The 15,573-nt window shown below is 71.4% G+C and carries 17 protein-coding genes; 7 read left to right on the top strand and 10 right to left on the bottom strand.

The window, feature by feature from the left end:
* Window positions 1–10: 10 nt before the first annotated feature.
* The 3 genes from AB0L91_RS02290 to rimP form a co-directional block, all read right to left on the bottom strand.
* A complete protein-coding gene (locus AB0L91_RS02290) occupies window positions 11–340 on the bottom strand; it encodes a YlxR family protein (protein WP_357345694.1) in 330 nt (109 codons plus the stop codon).
* A gap of 68 nt (window positions 341–408) precedes the next feature.
* On the bottom strand, window positions 409–1,437 hold the full coding sequence (gene nusA, locus AB0L91_RS02295) for a transcription termination factor NusA (protein ID WP_355280671.1): 1,029 nt from the start codon (window positions 1,435–1,437) through the stop codon (window positions 409–411).
* Window positions 1,434–2,063 (bottom strand): ribosome maturation factor RimP, encoded by a 630-nt coding sequence (gene rimP / locus AB0L91_RS02300; protein WP_357344551.1) that lies wholly within the window; start codon window positions 2,061–2,063, stop codon window positions 1,434–1,436. Before rimP ends, nusA begins: the two co-directional genes overlap by 4 nt.
* Window positions 2,064–2,427: 364 nt before the next feature.
* On the opposite strand from rimP, the gene AB0L91_RS02305 reads away from it, so the two are divergent.
* Together AB0L91_RS02305 and AB0L91_RS02310 are read left to right on the top strand one after the other, a co-directional pair.
* On the top strand, window positions 2,428–2,973 hold the full coding sequence (locus AB0L91_RS02305) for a hypothetical protein (protein ID WP_365006941.1): 546 nt from the start codon (window positions 2,428–2,430) through the stop codon (window positions 2,971–2,973).
* Window positions 2,970–3,407 (top strand): ferritin-like domain-containing protein, encoded by a 438-nt coding sequence (locus tag AB0L91_RS02310; RefSeq protein ID WP_355280666.1) that lies wholly within the window; start codon window positions 2,970–2,972, stop codon window positions 3,405–3,407. The genes AB0L91_RS02305 and AB0L91_RS02310 overlap by 4 nt, the downstream gene beginning before the upstream one ends.
* Window positions 3,408–3,485: 78 nt before the next feature.
* Here the strand turns inward: AB0L91_RS02310 and AB0L91_RS02315 are convergent, their stop codons facing one another.
* Window positions 3,486–5,237 carry an acyl-CoA dehydrogenase family protein gene (locus AB0L91_RS02315; RefSeq protein ID WP_365006942.1) on the bottom strand — a complete coding sequence of 584 codons (1,752 nt, stop codon included), beginning with the start codon at window positions 5,235–5,237 and terminating at the stop codon, window positions 3,486–3,488.
* 121 nt (window positions 5,238–5,358) lie between these two features.
* On the opposite strand from AB0L91_RS02315, the gene AB0L91_RS02320 reads away from it, so the two are divergent.
* Both AB0L91_RS02320 and AB0L91_RS02325 read left to right on the top strand, forming a co-directional pair.
* Window positions 5,359–5,844 (top strand): MarR family winged helix-turn-helix transcriptional regulator, encoded by a 486-nt coding sequence (locus AB0L91_RS02320; protein WP_357344544.1) that lies wholly within the window; start codon window positions 5,359–5,361, stop codon window positions 5,842–5,844.
* A 19-nt stretch (window positions 5,845–5,863) separates the two neighbouring features.
* Window positions 5,864–7,159: an FAD-dependent monooxygenase gene (locus AB0L91_RS02325; RefSeq protein WP_365006943.1), complete on the top strand. Its 1,296-nt coding sequence runs from the start codon at window positions 5,864–5,866 to the stop codon at window positions 7,157–7,159.
* 44 nt (window positions 7,160–7,203) lie between these two features.
* Here the strand turns inward: AB0L91_RS02325 and AB0L91_RS02330 are convergent, their stop codons facing one another.
* Window positions 7,204–8,646: a DUF6882 domain-containing protein gene (locus AB0L91_RS02330; protein ID WP_365006944.1), complete on the bottom strand. Its 1,443-nt coding sequence runs from the start codon at window positions 8,644–8,646 to the stop codon at window positions 7,204–7,206.
* A gap of 123 nt (window positions 8,647–8,769) precedes the next feature.
* On the bottom strand, window positions 8,770–10,518 hold the full coding sequence (locus tag AB0L91_RS02335) for a proline--tRNA ligase (protein ID WP_365006945.1): 1,749 nt from the start codon (window positions 10,516–10,518) through the stop codon (window positions 8,770–8,772).
* Window positions 10,519–10,623: 105 nt separating this feature from the next.
* Here AB0L91_RS02335 and yaaA point away from each other — a divergent pair, with 105 nt between their 5' ends.
* Window positions 10,624–11,370, top strand: coding sequence for a peroxide stress protein YaaA (gene yaaA, locus AB0L91_RS02340; protein ID WP_365006946.1), 747 nt, complete (start codon window positions 10,624–10,626; stop codon window positions 11,368–11,370).
* On the opposite strand, the gene AB0L91_RS02345 is transcribed toward yaaA, so the two are convergent.
* From AB0L91_RS02345 to AB0L91_RS02360, 4 genes are all read right to left on the bottom strand, one after another.
* A complete protein-coding gene (locus AB0L91_RS02345; protein ID WP_357345692.1) occupies window positions 11,360–11,752 on the bottom strand; it encodes a VOC family protein in 393 nt (130 codons plus the stop codon). The two genes, yaaA and AB0L91_RS02345, sit on opposite strands and share 11 nt — an antisense overlap.
* The gene (locus AB0L91_RS02350) at window positions 11,752–12,033 is read right to left on the bottom strand and encodes a metalloregulator ArsR/SmtB family transcription factor (protein ID WP_365006947.1); all 282 of its coding nucleotides are present in this window, start codon (window positions 12,031–12,033) and stop codon (window positions 11,752–11,754) included. Before AB0L91_RS02350 ends, AB0L91_RS02345 begins: the two co-directional genes overlap by 1 nt.
* 89 nt (window positions 12,034–12,122) lie before the next feature.
* Window positions 12,123–12,803 carry an NAD(P)-binding domain-containing protein gene (locus AB0L91_RS02355; protein ID WP_365006948.1) on the bottom strand — a complete coding sequence of 227 codons (681 nt, stop codon included), beginning with the start codon at window positions 12,801–12,803 and terminating at the stop codon, window positions 12,123–12,125.
* A gap of 70 nt (window positions 12,804–12,873) precedes the next feature.
* Window positions 12,874–13,809 (bottom strand): LysR family transcriptional regulator, encoded by a 936-nt coding sequence (locus AB0L91_RS02360; protein ID WP_365006949.1) that lies wholly within the window; start codon window positions 13,807–13,809, stop codon window positions 12,874–12,876.
* Window positions 13,810–13,919: 110 nt separating this feature from the next.
* On the opposite strand from AB0L91_RS02360, the gene AB0L91_RS02365 reads away from it, so the two are divergent.
* On the top strand, window positions 13,920–14,612 hold the full coding sequence (locus AB0L91_RS02365; RefSeq protein ID WP_365006950.1) for a type 1 glutamine amidotransferase domain-containing protein: 693 nt from the start codon (window positions 13,920–13,922) through the stop codon (window positions 14,610–14,612).
* Window positions 14,613–14,700: 88 nt separating this feature from the next.
* Window positions 14,701–15,573: an SGNH/GDSL hydrolase family protein gene (locus AB0L91_RS02370; RefSeq protein WP_365006951.1), complete on the top strand. Its 873-nt coding sequence runs from the start codon at window positions 14,701–14,703 to the stop codon at window positions 15,571–15,573.

The raw sequence follows: 15,573 nt of genomic DNA on the forward strand, positions 1-15,573 counted from the left end.
CACGGTGTGCTCATGAGTGCTCGTGCCTGTTCTCGAGGTACTGCTCCAGGGCTGAGATATCCAGATTTCCGGACACTCGTAGGGCTCTGCCGAATGCTCGGCGCCGCTCTGCGGAACGCAGACAAGCTGAAACGGGGTGCAGCCAGGCACCCCGTCCGGGAAGTCTGCGCCGTGGATCGGGAACGACCGCAACAGCCGGAGCCCCGGCGGAGCCGGTGTTCCGATGCTGCGCCACGATCCGCAACAGTTCGGCAGACGGCTCGCGCTGACGGCATCCGATACAGGTTCGAACGGATTGCGCGGGCCGGTCTTCCACCCACTCTACCGGTGACCCGGTCATAACGACGAACCCCTCCCCTTCCGAAGTTACGAACATGTCATCCGAGGGTCGGGATTCCCGCGTTTTCGTCAACTACGGTGCGCCTCCGGCCGAACCGAATCGCCCTGCTCCGGGGCCGCGTCGCTGCGGATATCGATGCGCCAGCCGGTCAGCCGGGCGGCCAGGCGGGCATTCTGGCCCTCCTTGCCGATCGCCAGCGACAGCTGGAAGTCCGGCACGATCACCCGGGCCGCCCTGGCTTCCGGATCGACGACGGTGACCGAGACCACCTTCGACGGCGAGAGCGCGTTGCCGACGAAGGTCGCCGGATCCTCGGCGTAATCGATGATATCGATCTTCTCGCCGGCCAGCTCGCTCATCACGTTGCGCACGCGCTGGCCCATCGGGCCGATGCACGCGCCCTTCGCGTTCACGCCGGGCACGGTGGACCGCACCGCGATCTTGGAGCGGTGCCCCGACTCGCGGGCCACCGCGACGATCTCCACCGAGCCGTCGGCGATCTCGGGCACCTCGAGCGAGAACAGCCTGCGCACCAGGTTCGGATGGGTGCGCGAGAGCTGGATCTGCGGGCCGCGCGGGCCACGGGAGACGCCGTAGACGTAGCACTTGATCCGGTCGCCGTGCTCGTAGGTCTCCCCCGGCACCTGCTCGGCGGGCGGGATCAGGCCCTCGGCGCCGTTGGCCTCGCTGCCGATCCGCACCACCACGATGCCGCGGGCGTTGGCCCTGGCGTCGCGCTGGACGACACCGCCGACGATGTCGCCCTCATGGGTCGAGAACTCGCCGAAGGACTTCTCGTTCTCGGCGTCGCGCAGCCGCTGCAGCACCACCTGGCGGGCGGTGGTCGCGGCGATCCGGCCGAAGCCCTCCGGGGTGTCGTCCCACTCGGAGACGAGGTTGCCGTCGGCGTCCAGCTCCCGCGCCATCACCCGGACCACACCGGTCTTCTGGTTGATGTCGATGTACGCGTTGGGCTGATGGCCCTCGGTGTGCCGGTAGGCGGTGAGCAGCGCCGACTCGATCGCCGAGATCACGGTCTCGATGGGGATGCCCTTGTCGGCGACGATCGCCCGCAAGGCTTCGATTTCGATGTTCATTCCGCAACCCCTTCGGTGGGAGAGTCACTGTGTTGTCCTGCGGCGGCGAGGTCGGCGGGTTCTTCGCCCGGTACCGGGCGGCCCGCGGCGATCCCGCCCGCGAGTTCGAGTTCGGCGGCGCCCGGTGCGTTGAACTCGACCTGGACCACCGCGGTGGCGATGTCGGCGAGCGGCACGTGCACCCGGTGCGGCTTGTTCTTGCCGCCGAGGACCAGCGCCACGGTGCCGTCCTCGGCGAGCTGGCCTGCGCGCGCCTCGAAGCGAGCCTTGCCCTCGACCGGCTCGGCGCCGTCGCGCAGCGCGACCTTCACCTTGCGGCCCTGCGCGCGTCGCCAGTGCCGCTCGGCGGTCAGCGGGCGGTCGACGCCGGGGGTGGTCACTTCGAGCAGGTAGGCGGATTCGCCGAAATCGCCGGCGTCGTCGAGCAGCTCGGACATCTCCCGGCTGAGCTCGGCGATCGCGTCCAGATCGGCCGGACCGTCGCTGTCGACGGTGACCTTCAACCGAACCGGCGCCAATTCGTCCTTGCCCGCAGACGCGATCGCGACGCCCTCGAGGTCGAATCCCCGGCGTGCGACGAGCTCAGCGACGAGCTGGCTCACCCTTTCCTCGGTGGGCATCGGCATATGGGCGGCTCCTGGTTCAGTTGTGACGCGATCGGAAATTTCTACGCCGAAGGTCTAGCGTAACGCGCCACGAGAGTGTAAAGGACCAGCCACCGGGCTTCGCGCACCGGTCCGCCCCGGCGTGCCTCCCGGTGTCGCGGCGTGGGCGGGCGACGGTACGCGGATCTGGCACGATGGGTAGGTGCCCTTCCGCCATACCGCCCCGCCGAGCGCCGGGCGACCTTCCGGCATGCGCTCCGACCGGCACGAATCCCGCCCGATGACGAGCGAGTCGCCGTGCCCGGTCGCACCGCAGCGCACAGCCCCCGCAGCTCCGCACCGAGCGGCTTCGGCCGCACCGGCGCAGTGGTCGCCGACCGCCGACGTGACACAGCGCACGGCGGGTGCCTGGCGGCGGCGGTCGCTGCTGCGCCTGGCCGGCGCGACGGCCGTCGGCGTCCCCGCGCTGAGCGTGCTGGCCGCCTGCGCCGAGGACGACACCGTGCACGCGCCGGATCCGCTTGCCGCGCAAGAGGTCCTGGCCCGCGCCGACGCCGCGTCCGCGCAGGCCGCGATCGCGCTCGCTCCGCAGGCACAGGCGGCGCTGGCCACCGTCGCCGCCGAACGCACCGCCCACGCCGACGCGCTGCGCACCGAGATCGACCGGGTGATCGGCGTGTACGGCGACGGCACCACCCCCGTGCACCGCACCGGTGAGATCACCGTGCCCGGCCCCGACGGCGCCCTCGTCCCCGCCGCGACGATCGAGAACGCCACCCAGCCGCTGACGATCGCCCAGCTGCGCGATCAGCTGGTCCGCTCGCAGCAGTCCGCCGCGGCGCTGGCCCGCACCGAATCCGGGTACCGCGCGGGGCTGTTGGCCTCGATCAGCGCGGCCTGCGCCACCGAGGCGGGAGTCCTGCTCGCATGACCGATCAACGACAGGCCCTCCAGGCCGCCCTGGACAGCGAGTACGCCGCCGTCTACTCCTACGGTGTGATCGCCGCCTACGCCAATGCCGACCGGGCGCGCATGGTCGCCGAGTTCAGCGCCGCGCACCGGGCCCGGCGCGACGCCACCATCGAACTGCTGGAAGCGGGCGGCACCGCACCCGAGGCGGCAGGCGCCGCCTACACCCCACCGTTCCCGGTCGACGATCCGATCCCCGCGGCACACCTGGCCGTCACGGTCGAATCCGATTGCGCCGCAGCGTGGTACGCCGTCGTCGAACAGGCGGCCGACGCCGCGGTCCGGGCCACCGCGACGGAGGCACTCACCGAGTCCGCGGTGCGCCGGGCCCGCTGGCAGGCGATCCTGGGCGCGAACCCGGTCACCACGACCTTCCCCGGCCGCGCGTCGGTGTAACCACACCCGGGCACAATCGCGAGCCCGGGCCCGACATCGGCCGCCCCACCGTGCGGTGCGGCGGCCGAACCGGGTCCGCTACGGGCGCATCGCGTAGGCGCCGTCGTAGGACGCCACCTGCTGCCACACCCGGTCGAAGCGCGCGGCGTCGGCCACGGGACTGCGCAGGGCGCCGACGGCCCACGCGCGCTGGGCCTCGGTGACCGTCGGCTTGCCGAGCAGGGCGGTCGCGTGGGTGTTGAAGTCGCGGATCTGGAAATCGAAGATCTGGTCGACGACATCGCGGTCGAGCCCGGTGAGCTCGGCCTGCTCGAGGATCAGCTGGCCGTAGACCACCGTGGAGAACAGGTGGCCGACGGTCAGCATGAAGTCCAGGTCCTTCTGCTGGGCCGCGTCGGGCGCCGCGGTGAGCAGCAGCGTGCGCAGCGCCTGCGCCTGCTCGTAGAACCGGCCGACGTTCGGCACGTCCGCGGCCTGCTCGTAGGCCGGCGTCCAGTCGGCGAACTGCACCTTGCCCGCGCCACGCGCCGGACCCTGCTTCCAGAAGAACTCCTGGTCGCCCGGTGCCAGGTCGGTGCCGATCGCCGGGTACTCCGTCGGGTTGAGCAGGTAGTTCGGCATGAACTTCAGGATCTGGCCCACGTTCACGTGCACCGTGCCCTCGAGGCGGGGCAGGTGGTTGATGTAGCGCGAGGCCTGCGCGAAGTAGGTGGCCTTCTCGAAGCCCTTGGCCGCCAGCACATCCAGCAGCAGGGTCATCGCGACCTCGGCCTCGGAGGTGACCTTGGACTTGGTCATCGGGTTGAACAGCAGGTAGCGGCGGTCCTCGAGCGAGGCGCTGCGGAAGTAGTCCACCGCGCGGTCGCTGAACAGCTTCATCGCGATCAGGCGCGTGTAGGCGTCGACGAAATTGCCACGCACATGGCCGAAGTCGGTGACCGGGTTGCCGTAGAGGATGCGGTTGCTGGCGTGGGTGATGGCCTCGAAGAACGAGTGCTCGACCATGCCGATACCACCGTGGCAGAGGTTGAACTTGCCCACGTTGACGGTGTTGAGCGCGGCCGAGAAGGCCTCGGGCCCTTCGTGCAGCACGTCGGCTGCGGTCACCGGGTAGTTCTCCAGCCGGAAGTGGCTGACGTACATCTGGCCGTGGATGACGCTCTCGACCAGGTGGTAGTCGGCGTGGCGGCTGTCGGCGGCGAACCAGACGTAGCCCTCGGCGCCCTCGACATCGCCGCGGCGGGAGAACACCGACACCATCGAGGCGACGTTGCCGTTGCCGATGTAGTACTTCTCGCCGTTGGCGCGGAACAGGATTCCGGCCTCGGCGTCGGCGCTGCCCGGCGCGGTCGGGGTGAGGATCAGGTCGGTGTTGTAGATGTCGGCGCCGTGCTCGCGCTCGGACAGCGCGAACGCCATCACCTGGCCCGCGTCGAGGTCGGCGGCGGCCTTGCGCTTGGCGGTCTCGTTGTCGCTCTGCCAGATCGGGCCGAGGCCGAGGATGGTGACCTGCTCGGCGTACCAGTACGCGAGGCCGTAGAAGCCGAAGATCTCGGCCAGTGCCGCGTTGCGGGCGGCGTCCCAGCGCTTGTTCGGGTCGCCGTCGGCGTAGGCGGCCGGGGTCAGGAAGGTCGCGAACAGCTTCTCCTTCGCGACGAAGTCGAGGAACTCCTGGGTCCAGACCGCGTCGCGGTCCTCGGCCAGCAGCTGTGCCTTGCCCTTGGATTCGAACCACTCGATGGTGGCTCGCAGCAGCCGCCGCGTCTCGGCATCGAAGTGCTGAGGGTCGTAGGTGGCGGGGTTGAACAGCAGGCTCGGCGAACTCGTCATGGGAGCTAACTTAGCAGCGCCATACCCGGCTTCGAGGCCATGACCTGCAGGTTTCCCCTACGTAGGCGTAAGTTCACCACCCCTATTGTTGTTTCACGCAATCAAATGTATTATTTGATTCATGCAAGCAAACAAGGATCAGGTCTCCGAACTCGCCCGCACGACGAGCAGGTTCGCCGAGGCGATGCGCCAGGGCACGTCCCGGGCGTACGACCCGGTCCGGGTCGGGGTGCTGCAGGCGGTGGCGGAGTCGGGTCCGCTGCGCGCCGGGGAGATCGCCGAGCGCCTGGACGCGCTGCCCTCCTCGATCACCCGGCACGTGCAGACCCTGGCGGAGGCCGGGCTGGTGCGCACCGCGCCGGACCCGGCCGACCGGCGGGCGGTCCTGGTCGAGATCACCGACGCGGGGCGCGCGGAACTCCAGCAGTTCCTCGAGGTGGGCGACCAGGTGTTCGGCGCGGTCATCGCCGACTGGCCCGCCGCCGATGTGGTCACCCTCACCCGCCTGCTCGACCGGTTGATCACCGACTGGTCGCAGGCGGGCCCCACCCAGCAGCAACGGGCGTCGAAGCGGCGCTCCGGCGGGTTCGGCTGGAGCCGGGCCTGACCATCGAAAGGACACCGTCATGGCATCCAACACCCCACTGAAGGTCATCGTCGCGGGCGGCGGTATCGGCGGTCTGGCGCTGGCCAACGGCTTGCGCCGGGCCGGCGTCGCGGTCAGCGTGCACGAGCGCGAGGTGCGGCGCACCGACCGGCTGCAGGGCTTCCGCATCCACATCAACCCGCACGGCAGCGGCGCGCTGGCCGAGCTGCTCTCCCCCGAGCTCTTCGCGACCTTCGTCGCCTGCTCCGGCCAGGGCGGCAACGGTTTCGGCTTCGTCACCGAGCAGCTGTCGAGCCTGATCGATTTCGAGAGCGCCGAGACCCCGCACGCCGACCGCGACCACTACGGCATCAGCCGGATCACCCTGCGCCGCATCCTGCTCGCCGAACTGGGCGACGCGGTGCACTACGGCAGCGCGTTCGACCGCTACGAGCGTCGGCCGGACGGCCGGGTGGTCGTCCACTTCGCCGACGGCGGCAGCGAGGTCGGTGATGTGCTGGTCGGCGCCGACGGCGGCACCTCGCGGGTGCGGGCCCAGTACCTGCCCCAGGCGCGGCGCGTGGACACCGGCATCGTCACCATCGCGGGCAAATACGCACTCACTCCGAGCGCCCGTGACCGCCTCGATCCGCGCCTGCTCGCGCACCCGCACAGTGTGATTCCGCCGAGCGGGTGCGGCATGTTCGTCGCGCCGCACGAATTCGCCCCGCCCGCACCGGGTGTCGCGCTCGGCAGCGACGGCACCGAGCTCACGCCCGGCTTCCTGTTCGACGACACCCAGCCCTACGTGTTCTGGGCGTTCGCCGCCGAGCGGGACCGATTCGGCGTCGACCTGTCGGCCCTCGACGCGGCGGAGCTGCATGCCACCGCGGTCCGGATGACCGCGGGCTGGGCGCCCGAACTGCGCAGGCTGGTCGCCGAATCCGACAGCGACACCGCCACTCTGCTGCCGATCAAGACCTCGGTCCCGATCCCGCGCTGGACCCCGACCACCGTCACCCTGCTCGGTGACGCCATCCACAGCATGACCCCGTTCGCCGGCATCGGCGCCAACACCGCCCTGCGCGACGCCCAGCTGCTGTGCCGCATGCTGGTCGCCGCCGACCGCCGCGAGCGCGGCCTGCTCGACGCGATCGGCGCCTACGAAACCGCCATGACCGACTACGGTTTCGCCGCGGTCCGCACCTCGCTGAGCACCGCCGAACGCGCCGTCGCCGACGGCAGGCTCGGCCGCATGATGGGCAAGCTCGTCCTGCGCACCGCGGGCGCGATACCGCCGATGAAGCGCAAGATGTTCGCCGACCTCGGCGCCTGACCCGGTGCCGCGCCGCCAGGAACACCGGGCGGCGCAGGCCGGGTTCAGCTCATCAGTTCACCGATCATGCCGGTGCGGGTGCCGATGATGCCGCCGGTGGCGTCGAACTCCACCCGCAGCTCGTACAGACCGAAGTGCGCGAGCAGCAGCTGCGGTTCGCCGAAGGTCAGGGTGGTGACGTGGTGGCGCTCGAAGTAGCCGGCGGCCATCGCCCGCATGGCGGGGTAGCGGCTGTCCGGATCGGTCAGCGGATGCAGCAGGTTCGCGGCCGTCTCGATGAGCTGGGCGGCCACCCCGGGATCCGATCCCGTCATGGTCACGGCGTCGTCGGTGACCGCGAAGTAGCGCCACCCGGCGCCGTCCGGCGCCGCTGCCCAGCCGACGGATCCGCCCAGCTCGGCGGCCCCGGCCACCAGCAGGGTGACCACATTGTCGGGATGGACGACGGTGCCGAGGTCGACCCGATCCACCGCCAGGTGCTCGGCCCCGTGTTCGCGCGCCAGCCCGCGCAGCGCGGCGGCACCCGCCCATTCTCGGCCCGCCCACGCCCAGATCCGGTGCTCGCTGTCGTAGCGGCCGATCTCGGCGACGGCCACCGGGCCGCCGGGGACCTCGACGAGATCGCCGTACATCGGCTGCCAGCGCAGGGTAGGTCGTGGTCCGGCGATGGCCGCGCCACGCAGCGAACCGTGGCCGCCGACGGTGGTCGCCGCGGCCGGTGCCAGCGCGACCAGCAGGCTGTCCGGGAAGAAGGGCGGAATCCGCTCCTGCCGTGGCCCGGCAGCGGCCGTGACCGACACATCCGCACCGACGACCTCGGCGTCGAGGAGCTGGTCACCGGCGTCGATGCGGACGATCAGCCGCGGCCCGTCGGCCAGCTGCACCTCCACCCCGTCGGCGGTGTCGCGCACGGGCAGGCGGTGACGGTGGGCGTAGCCGGCCACGACCGCCCGCGTGCCCGTGCCGGGCAGCATCCGGGCGGCGGCGGCCACCAGGTCGGCCACCCGGCCCGGGTCCGGCGTCGCGGACGGCACCTGCTCGTCGTCGACGATCAGGTAGGCGTACGCGCGGCCGCCGTGATTGAACTTGGTCATCCCGCGGGCGCCGAGCGCGCCCAGCGCGATGATCGACAGATGATCGGCGGCCAGCATCGGGTCGGGGAAACCGGCGAGATCGACGATCTCCTCGGCGAATTCGGGGATCCCGTGCTGTAATCCGAGCTCGCGCAGCCGGGTCGACGCCGCGACGCCGGGCAGGCCGGCGAGGGTGGGCTTGGCCCACGCCCACAGGAAGGTCAGATCCTCGGCGTAGGTCCCGATCTCGCCGGACCCGGCGAACTCCCGGTCGCCGATCCAGACGCGCCCCGCCCGATGATCCACCCGGGTCGGCCCCGGCCTGATCTGCTCCTGAAATACCGAATACTGCTCGATCGCCCCGCCGAGATAATCCCGCGCCAGCCGCAACAGCGAATCGCTGAACGTGTCCACGCGCTCGAAACTATCAGTTCCCGGCCCGCTGCCCGTACGCGAGCGGCAACGGTCGGTTCCTGTGCCGCAGCGGCTTTCGCCGACCCGGTCGCGCCGCGGGGGACGTGACCGGGTCGAGCGGATTCAGCCGCGAATCTTCGCGGTGACCGCGGCGACGGCGTCCTCGGCCGCGATCTCCTCGGCCTCGCCGGTGAACCGGTTGCGCAGTTCGACCTTGCCGTCGGCCCAGCCGCGGCCGATCACCAGGATCCAGGGCATGCCGAGAAGTTCGGCGTCCTTGAACTTCACACCAGGCGAGGCGGTGCGGTCGTCGAAGAGGACCTCGAGGCCCTGCTTGTCCAGACCGGCCACGACCTGCTCGGCGCCCTCGCGGGCGGCGGCGTCCTTGTTCGCGATGACCACGTGCACGTCGAACGGCGCGACCTCGGCAGGCCAGCGCAGGCCCTTGTCGTCGTGCTGCTGCTCGGCGATCACCGCGACCAGGCGCGAGACGCCGATGCCGTAGGAACCCATGGTGAGCCGGACCGGCTTGCCGTTCTCGCCCAGCACGTCGACGTCGAACGCATCGGTGTACTTGCGGCCGAGCTGGAAGATGTGGCCGATCTCGATGCCACGGGCCGACACCAGCGGACCGGCGCCGTCGGGCGAGGGATCGCCGTCGCGGACCTCGGCGGCCTCGATGGTGCCGTCCGGGGTGAAGTCGCGACCGGCCACCAGGCCGACGACGTGCTTGCCCTGGACGTCGGCGCCGGTGATCCAGCTGGTGCCGTCGACGACGCGGGGATCGACGAGGTAGCGAACACCGTTGGCCTGCAATGCCTTCGGTCCGATGTAGCCCTTCACCAGGAAGGGGTTGGCGGCGAAGTCAGCCTCGGTGAGCAGCTCCACCTCGGCGGGCTCGACGGAGGCTTCCAGCCGCTTGTCGTCGATCTCGCGGTCACCGGGGACGCCGATGCCGAGGATCTCGGTCTTGCCGTCCGGGTGGCGCAGCTTGACCATGACATTCTTGAGCGTGTCGGCCGCGGTGACGGCGCGGTCGAGCACCGTCGCCTCGTTGGCCCAGTCGACCAGCGTGGCGATGGTGGGGGTGTTCGGGGTGTCGTACTCGACCGCGGCGGGCAGGCCGTCGATCGGCAGCGGCGCGGGCGCGGGCGTGACCACGGCTTCCACGTTGGCCGCGTAGCCGGACTCGGCACAGCGCACGTAGGTGTCCTCGCCCACGGGGCTGGCGGCGAGGAATTCCTCGGACGCGCTGCCGCCCATAGCGCCGGAGGTGGCGGCCACGATCACGTACTCGACGCCGAGCCGCTCGAAGATGCGCTGGTAGGCGGCGCGGTGGGTGGCGTAGCTGGTGGCAAGGCCGTCGTCGTCGAGGTCGAAGGAGTAGGAGTCCTTCATGGTGAACTCGCGGCCGCGCAGGATGCCTGCGCGGGGACGTTCCTCGTCGCGGTACTTGTCCTGGATCTGGTACAGCGTGACCGGCAGATCCTTGTAGGAGTTGTACTCACCCTTGACGGTGAGCGCGAACAGCTCCTCGTGGGTGGGGCCGAGCAGGTAGTCGCCGCCCTTGCGGTCCTGCAGGCGGAACAGGGCGTCGCCGTATTCGGTCCACCGGTTGGTGGTCTCGTAGGGCTCGCGCGGCAGCAGCGCGGGCAGGGAGATCTCCTGGGCGCCGGTGGCGTCCATCTCCTGGCGCACCACGTCCTCGATGCGGCGCAGCGTGCGCAGGCCCAGCGGCAGCCACGAGTACACGCCGGGGGCGATCCGGCGGACGTAGCCGGCGCGGACGAGCAGTTTGTGGCTGGGCACCTCGGCGTCGGCGGGATCGTCTCGCAGGGTGCGCAGGAACAGGCGGGAGAGGCGGGTGATCACGGATGCACAGGGTAGTCCCTGGTCCGGGGCCACGTGCAAGCCGATATCGGTTCCACCGACCACCAGCGGCCGGACCCGAGCGCGACGCCGGTACCGTAGGCGATCGTGCTGGTGCTGCTGCCTCCCTCCGAAACCAAGTCCGACGGTGGGTCGGGCGCGCCCCTCGACCTGGCCGATCTGGCGATGCCGCAGCTCACGGCGGTGCGCGACAAGCTGATCACCGAGGTGGTGCAGCTCGCCGCCGACCCGGCCGCCGCCACGGCGGTGCTCGGGCTCGGCAAGGCCGCCGACGCCGAGATCGCCCGCAACGCGAGCCTGCGCACCTCGGCGACCCGCCCCGCGCTGGAGCGCTACACCGGGGTGCTCTACGACGCACTGGACGCGAAGTCGTTCACCAAGGCGCAGCGCGCGAAGGCGTACGCGCGCCTCGGCATCGGCTCCGCGCTGTTCGGCGCGGTCCGCGCGGCCGACCCGATCCCGGCCTACCGGCTCTCCGGCGGCACCAAGCTGCCCGGCCTGCCGACGCTGTCGGCGGTGTGGCGCGACGTGCTGTCCGACGCCCTCTACGCCGAGGCGGGCGGCGAGCTCGTCATCGATCTCCGGTCGGGCAGCTACCAGCAGCTGGGCCGGGTCCCCGACGCGATCACCGCCAACGTGCTCACCGAGCACCCCGACGGCTCACGCACGGTGGTCAGCCACTTCAACAAGCATCACAAGGGTCTGCTGGCCCGCGCGCTGGTGCTCACCCGCGCGGAGCCGACCGACATCCGCGCGGTGGCGCGGGTGGCGACCAAGGCCGGGCTGCGGGCCGAGATCGCCTCCCCCACCGAACTTCTCATCATCACGCGGTAGTGGGCTGCATCAGCTGGATGAGGTTGCCGCAGGTGTCGTCGAAGACGGCGGTGGTGACCGCGCCCATCGGCTGCGGCGGCTGGGTGAACAGGACGCCGCGGTCGAGCAGGCGGCGGTATTCGCCGTCGAGGTCGTCGACGGTGAAGATCATGCAGGGGATGCCATCGGCCGTGAGCGCGGACTTGTAGTTCTGGGCGATCGGGTTCTGGTCGGGTTCGAGCAGCAACTGGATGCCGTCGACGTCGGCGGGCGAGACCACGGTCAGCCAGTCGTACTCGCCGACCGGCACCCGGTCCTTGACCTGGAAGCCGAGCACGTCGGTGTAGAACTTCTCGGCCTTGTCCTGGTCGTCGACGAAGATGCTGGTCACACCGATGCGGATCATTGGTCCTCCTGGGGGATCGGCCATCGCTCCGAGATCGCGCGCAGCGGCGTGAAATCGGCGTGATGGAACTTGTAGCGGCCTTGTCGACGGGTGGTCACCAGCCCCGCGGCCTCGAGCATGCCCAGGTGCTGGGTGATCGCCTGCCGCGACGAACTGATCCCGTGCCGGGTGGCGAGCTTGGCGCACAATTCGAACAGCGTCTGCCCGTCCCGCTCGGCCAGTTCGTCGAGCAGCGCGCGCCGCGTCGAGTCCGCCAAGGCGGTGAAGATATCGGTCACGGCGCGCGTTCCTCCCGTCGTCTCCCCTCGAACGATAGGCAAGCTGACGCTTGCATGTCAAGCATCGATGCAGGTGGGAGGCTCCCGCCTCAGACCTCGGCGGCGGCCAGCGCGGTGCGGATCGCCGCGATGTCGCCGGTGGTCGCGGCCGCGGGCGGCCAGGAATCGCCCGGGACGGCGTAGGGCCGGACGTAGACCGGCGTGTCGCGCTGGGAGCGACGGCTCTCGGCGAGCGTGCCGCCGTCGACGACGTCGTAGCCGAGCGCGTCGATCAGGTGCGCCGCGGCGATCTTCGCGGCCGGGTCGTCGCCGAAGACCGGCAGCGCGGAACGGTCGGCGGCGCCCGCGGGCCGGGCGAGGGCGGCCAGATGCTCGAAGTAGATGTTGTTGAACGCCTTGACCACCTGCGCGTCGGGCAGGTGCCGCTGCAACAGCTCACTGGTGGTGACGGTGTCGGCGTCGAGTTCGGCGATGGCGCCGTCCCGCTCGGGGTAGTAGTTGTTGGTGTCGAGCACGACCTTGCCCGCCAGCGGCGCGACCGGTACGTCCTGATACGCCTTCAGCGGCACGGTCACCACCACGAGGTCGCCGGCGGCCGCCGCCTCCGCCGGTGTCGCCGCCCTGGCCCGGGGCCCGAGCTCCGCGACGAGGCCGGCCAGCGTCTCGGGTCCGCGAGAGTTGCTGAGCACCACGTCGATTCCGGCGGCCACCGCCAGCCGCGCCACTGTCGATCCGATATTGCCGCTGCCGATCAATCCGAGTGTCGTCATGTGCTCGGTCAACCATCGAGCCGGCGCGCCTGTTCCCGGGCGCTTGCGCGCGGCTGGATCCGATCGCGGCTCACTCGGCGCGCCAGGCGACCGCGGCCGCGAGCAGCCGGGCCCGGACCAGGTCGACGTGCGGTCGGGGCGGCCCACCGACCCGGCGGGCCAGGAAGCCGGTGTTGATCGGCGGATCGGCCGGATCGAGCAGGGTCACCAGGCTGCCGTCGGCGAGCTCGCCCGCGCACAGGTAGCGCGGCAGCACACTGATCCCCGCGCCGGCGCGCACCGCGGCCAGCACCGCGCGCAGATCGGGGACGATCAGGGCCGGGATCGCCTCCAGCCGGGTCTCGAACACGTGCCGCCAGTAGCGGCGCAGGATCGGCAGATCCGCGGCGTAGCTGAGCAGCGGGAGCCCGTCGAGCGCGCCCGGATCGGCGCGGCGCAGGCGATCGGTGTCGACGCGGGCGGCCACCGCGGGCGCCGCGACGAGCAGGAACTCCTCGTCGACGAGCGGTTCGGCGAGCACGGTCCGGCCGCGCGGGCGCGCCGTGGCGATCACCAGATCGAGCGTGCCCGAACGCAATTCGGCCAGCAGATCATCGGTGAGTCCGGCGCGGACGGTGAGCCGCACCCCGTCGGCGAGCAGCGGCGCGAGCGCGGGCAGCACCTGCGCGGCCAGCATCTCGGCGGGCCCGCCGAGCAGCACCGGCGGTTCGGGCGGCGCTGGCCGCTCGGCGACCGGGCCGCCGACCACCGACGCGAGCGCGTCCAGCGGGGCGCTCACCCGCGCCGCCAGCTCGTGCGCGGCGGCGGTCGGCGCCACCCCGCGCGGCAGGCGCTCGAACAGCGGCGTGCCCAGGTACCGTTCCAGCGCCTGGACCTGCGTGGTCACCGTGGGCTGGGACAGCCCCGCCTGCGCGGCGCCCGCGGTGAGCGATCCAGTCCGGTAGACCGCCAGGAAGGTCCGCAGCTGCACCAGATCCATCGAGCCATCGGCTGGCCTATGTCTCATATAGACCATCCTATTGGTCAGACAATGCCCGAGTCCCTAGCGTCGAGAGGGCGACCCGACGACGCTGCCGGCCGATCGCCACGAAACCCGTTGAATGGAGAAGGAATCCGATGGCACACATCCTGTTCGTCCTCACCGGCGCCGATCACTGGACCCTGGCGGACGGCACGAAGCACCCCACGGGGTTCTGGGCCGAGGAGTTCGTCGCGCCGTACGCGGCGTTCACCGGCGCGGGCCACACCGTCACCGTCGCGACGCCGGGTGGCGTGCTCCCACCGGTCGACCAGGGCAGTCTGGCGGCCGAGGCGAACGGCGGCGCCGAGCGCGCGGCGGAGATCGCCGAGGTCCTGGCCGGGGCCGAGGTCCTGCGGCAGCCGATCCCGCTCGCCGAGGTGCGGCTCGCCGACTACGACGCGGTGTTCTACCCCGGCGGCCACGGCCCGATGGAGGATCTCGCGGTCGATCCCGTCTCGGGTGCGCTCCTGGTCGACGCGCTGGCCTCGGGCAAGCCGCTCGGGGTGGTCTGCCACGCGCCCGCCGCCCTGCTCGCGACCGCCGATGCCGACGGGAAGTCCCCGTTCGCCGGGTACCGGGTCGCCGCGTTCAGCAATGCCGAGGAGGCCCAGGCGGGCTTCGCCGAGAAGGCGAAGTGGCTGCTCGCGGACCGGCTCGTCGCGCTGGGGGTGGACTATCGCGAGGGCGAGCCGTGGGCCCCGCACATCGAGGTCGACCGCACCCTCTACACCGGCCAGAACCCGGCGTCGTCGGCGCCGCTGGCCGCCCGGATGCTCGACGCGCTCTGAGCCACGGCCCGGCGGACCGCACCGGTCCGCCGGGTGTCGTGTCGCCGCGTGCTTGTGGCGTGGCCCACCGCCACCTACTCTTCGCGCTGTGGATCCCCGCCGTTCGCTGAAGAACAGTCTGCGCGTGCTCGCCGCGGTCGTCTCGCTCGCCGCGCTGCCGCTCGCCCCGGCCCAGGCCGAACCGTCGCTCCCTGGTGGCGCCACCTATGTCGCGCTCGGTGACTCCGGGGCGGCGACCACCGGCGCCGCGAACCTCGACCTCGGCGCGCCGCTGCGCTGCGTGCGCTCCACGACCAACGCGCCCAAGCTGGTCGCCGAGCGCCTCGGCCTCGCCCTGGACGACCGCACGTGCAGCTCGGCGAAGATTCCCGACCTCTACACCTCCCAAACACCGGGCGTCGCACCGCAACTCGACGCGCTCGGACCCGCGACGAAGATCGTCACCCTGCACATCGGCGCCAACGACGCCGAGATGACGAAGTACATCCTCGGCGACTGCCACGCGGGCGCGGCCACCGGCGGTTGCGCCGCGGCGGCCGATCCCGCGTGGGACGCGGGCATCGACGCGATCGGCCCGGCCTACGCCGCCGCCCTGGCCGAGATCGCCCGCCGCGCACCGGCCGCCACGATCTTCGTCGACGGCTGGCCCACCTACCTGGCCGACACCAGCTGCCCGGCGATGCTCGGCCTGCTCCCGGCCGACGCCGCCTACATCCAGTCGAAGTTCGCGCGGCTCAATACCGTCGTCGCCCGCGCGGCCGCCGCGCACGGAGCGGTCTACGTCGACACCGTGGCGGCCTCGCCCGCGCTCGGGATGTGCGCCGACCCGGCCGTGCGCTGGTTCGATCCGCTGGTGGCCGACCAGACCCTGCTCCCCTACCACCCCACCCTGACGGGCCAGCGCGGCGTCGCCGAACTGCTCACCGCCGCCATCGAATCCAGCGGCGCGCTGGGGCGCTGA

Origin of the sequence: Nocardia sp. NPDC051833 (assembly GCF_040681225.1) — a bacterium.
Classification (GTDB): Bacteria; Actinomycetota; Actinomycetes; order Mycobacteriales; family Mycobacteriaceae; genus Nocardia.

Bases quoted from the DNA above. Each gene is read 5' to 3' on its own strand.
- AB0L91_RS02290 (WP_357345694.1), bottom strand. From the start codon at position 340: ATGACCGGGTCACCGGTAGAGTGGGTGGAAGACCGGCCCGCGCAATCC.
- nusA (WP_355280671.1), bottom strand. From the start codon at position 1,437: ATGAACATCGAAATCGAAGCCTTGCGGGCGATCGTCGCCGACAAGGGC.
- rimP (WP_357344551.1), bottom strand. From the start codon at position 2,063: ATGCCGATGCCCACCGAGGAAAGGGTGAGCCAGCTCGTCGCTGAGCTC.
- AB0L91_RS02310 (WP_355280666.1), top strand. From the start codon at position 2,970: ATGACCGATCAACGACAGGCCCTCCAGGCCGCCCTGGACAGCGAGTAC.
- AB0L91_RS02315 (WP_365006942.1), bottom strand. From the start codon at position 5,237: ATGACGAGTTCGCCGAGCCTGCTGTTCAACCCCGCCACCTACGACCCT.
- AB0L91_RS02320 (WP_357344544.1), top strand. From the start codon at position 5,359: ATGCAAGCAAACAAGGATCAGGTCTCCGAACTCGCCCGCACGACGAGC.
- AB0L91_RS02325 (WP_365006943.1), top strand. From the start codon at position 5,864: ATGGCATCCAACACCCCACTGAAGGTCATCGTCGCGGGCGGCGGTATC.
- AB0L91_RS02355 (WP_365006948.1), bottom strand. From the start codon at position 12,803: ATGACGACACTCGGATTGATCGGCAGCGGCAATATCGGATCGACAGTG.
- AB0L91_RS02360 (WP_365006949.1), bottom strand. From the start codon at position 13,809: ATGAGACATAGGCCAGCCGATGGCTCGATGGATCTGGTGCAGCTGCGG.
- AB0L91_RS02365 (WP_365006950.1), top strand. From the start codon at position 13,920: ATGGCACACATCCTGTTCGTCCTCACCGGCGCCGATCACTGGACCCTG.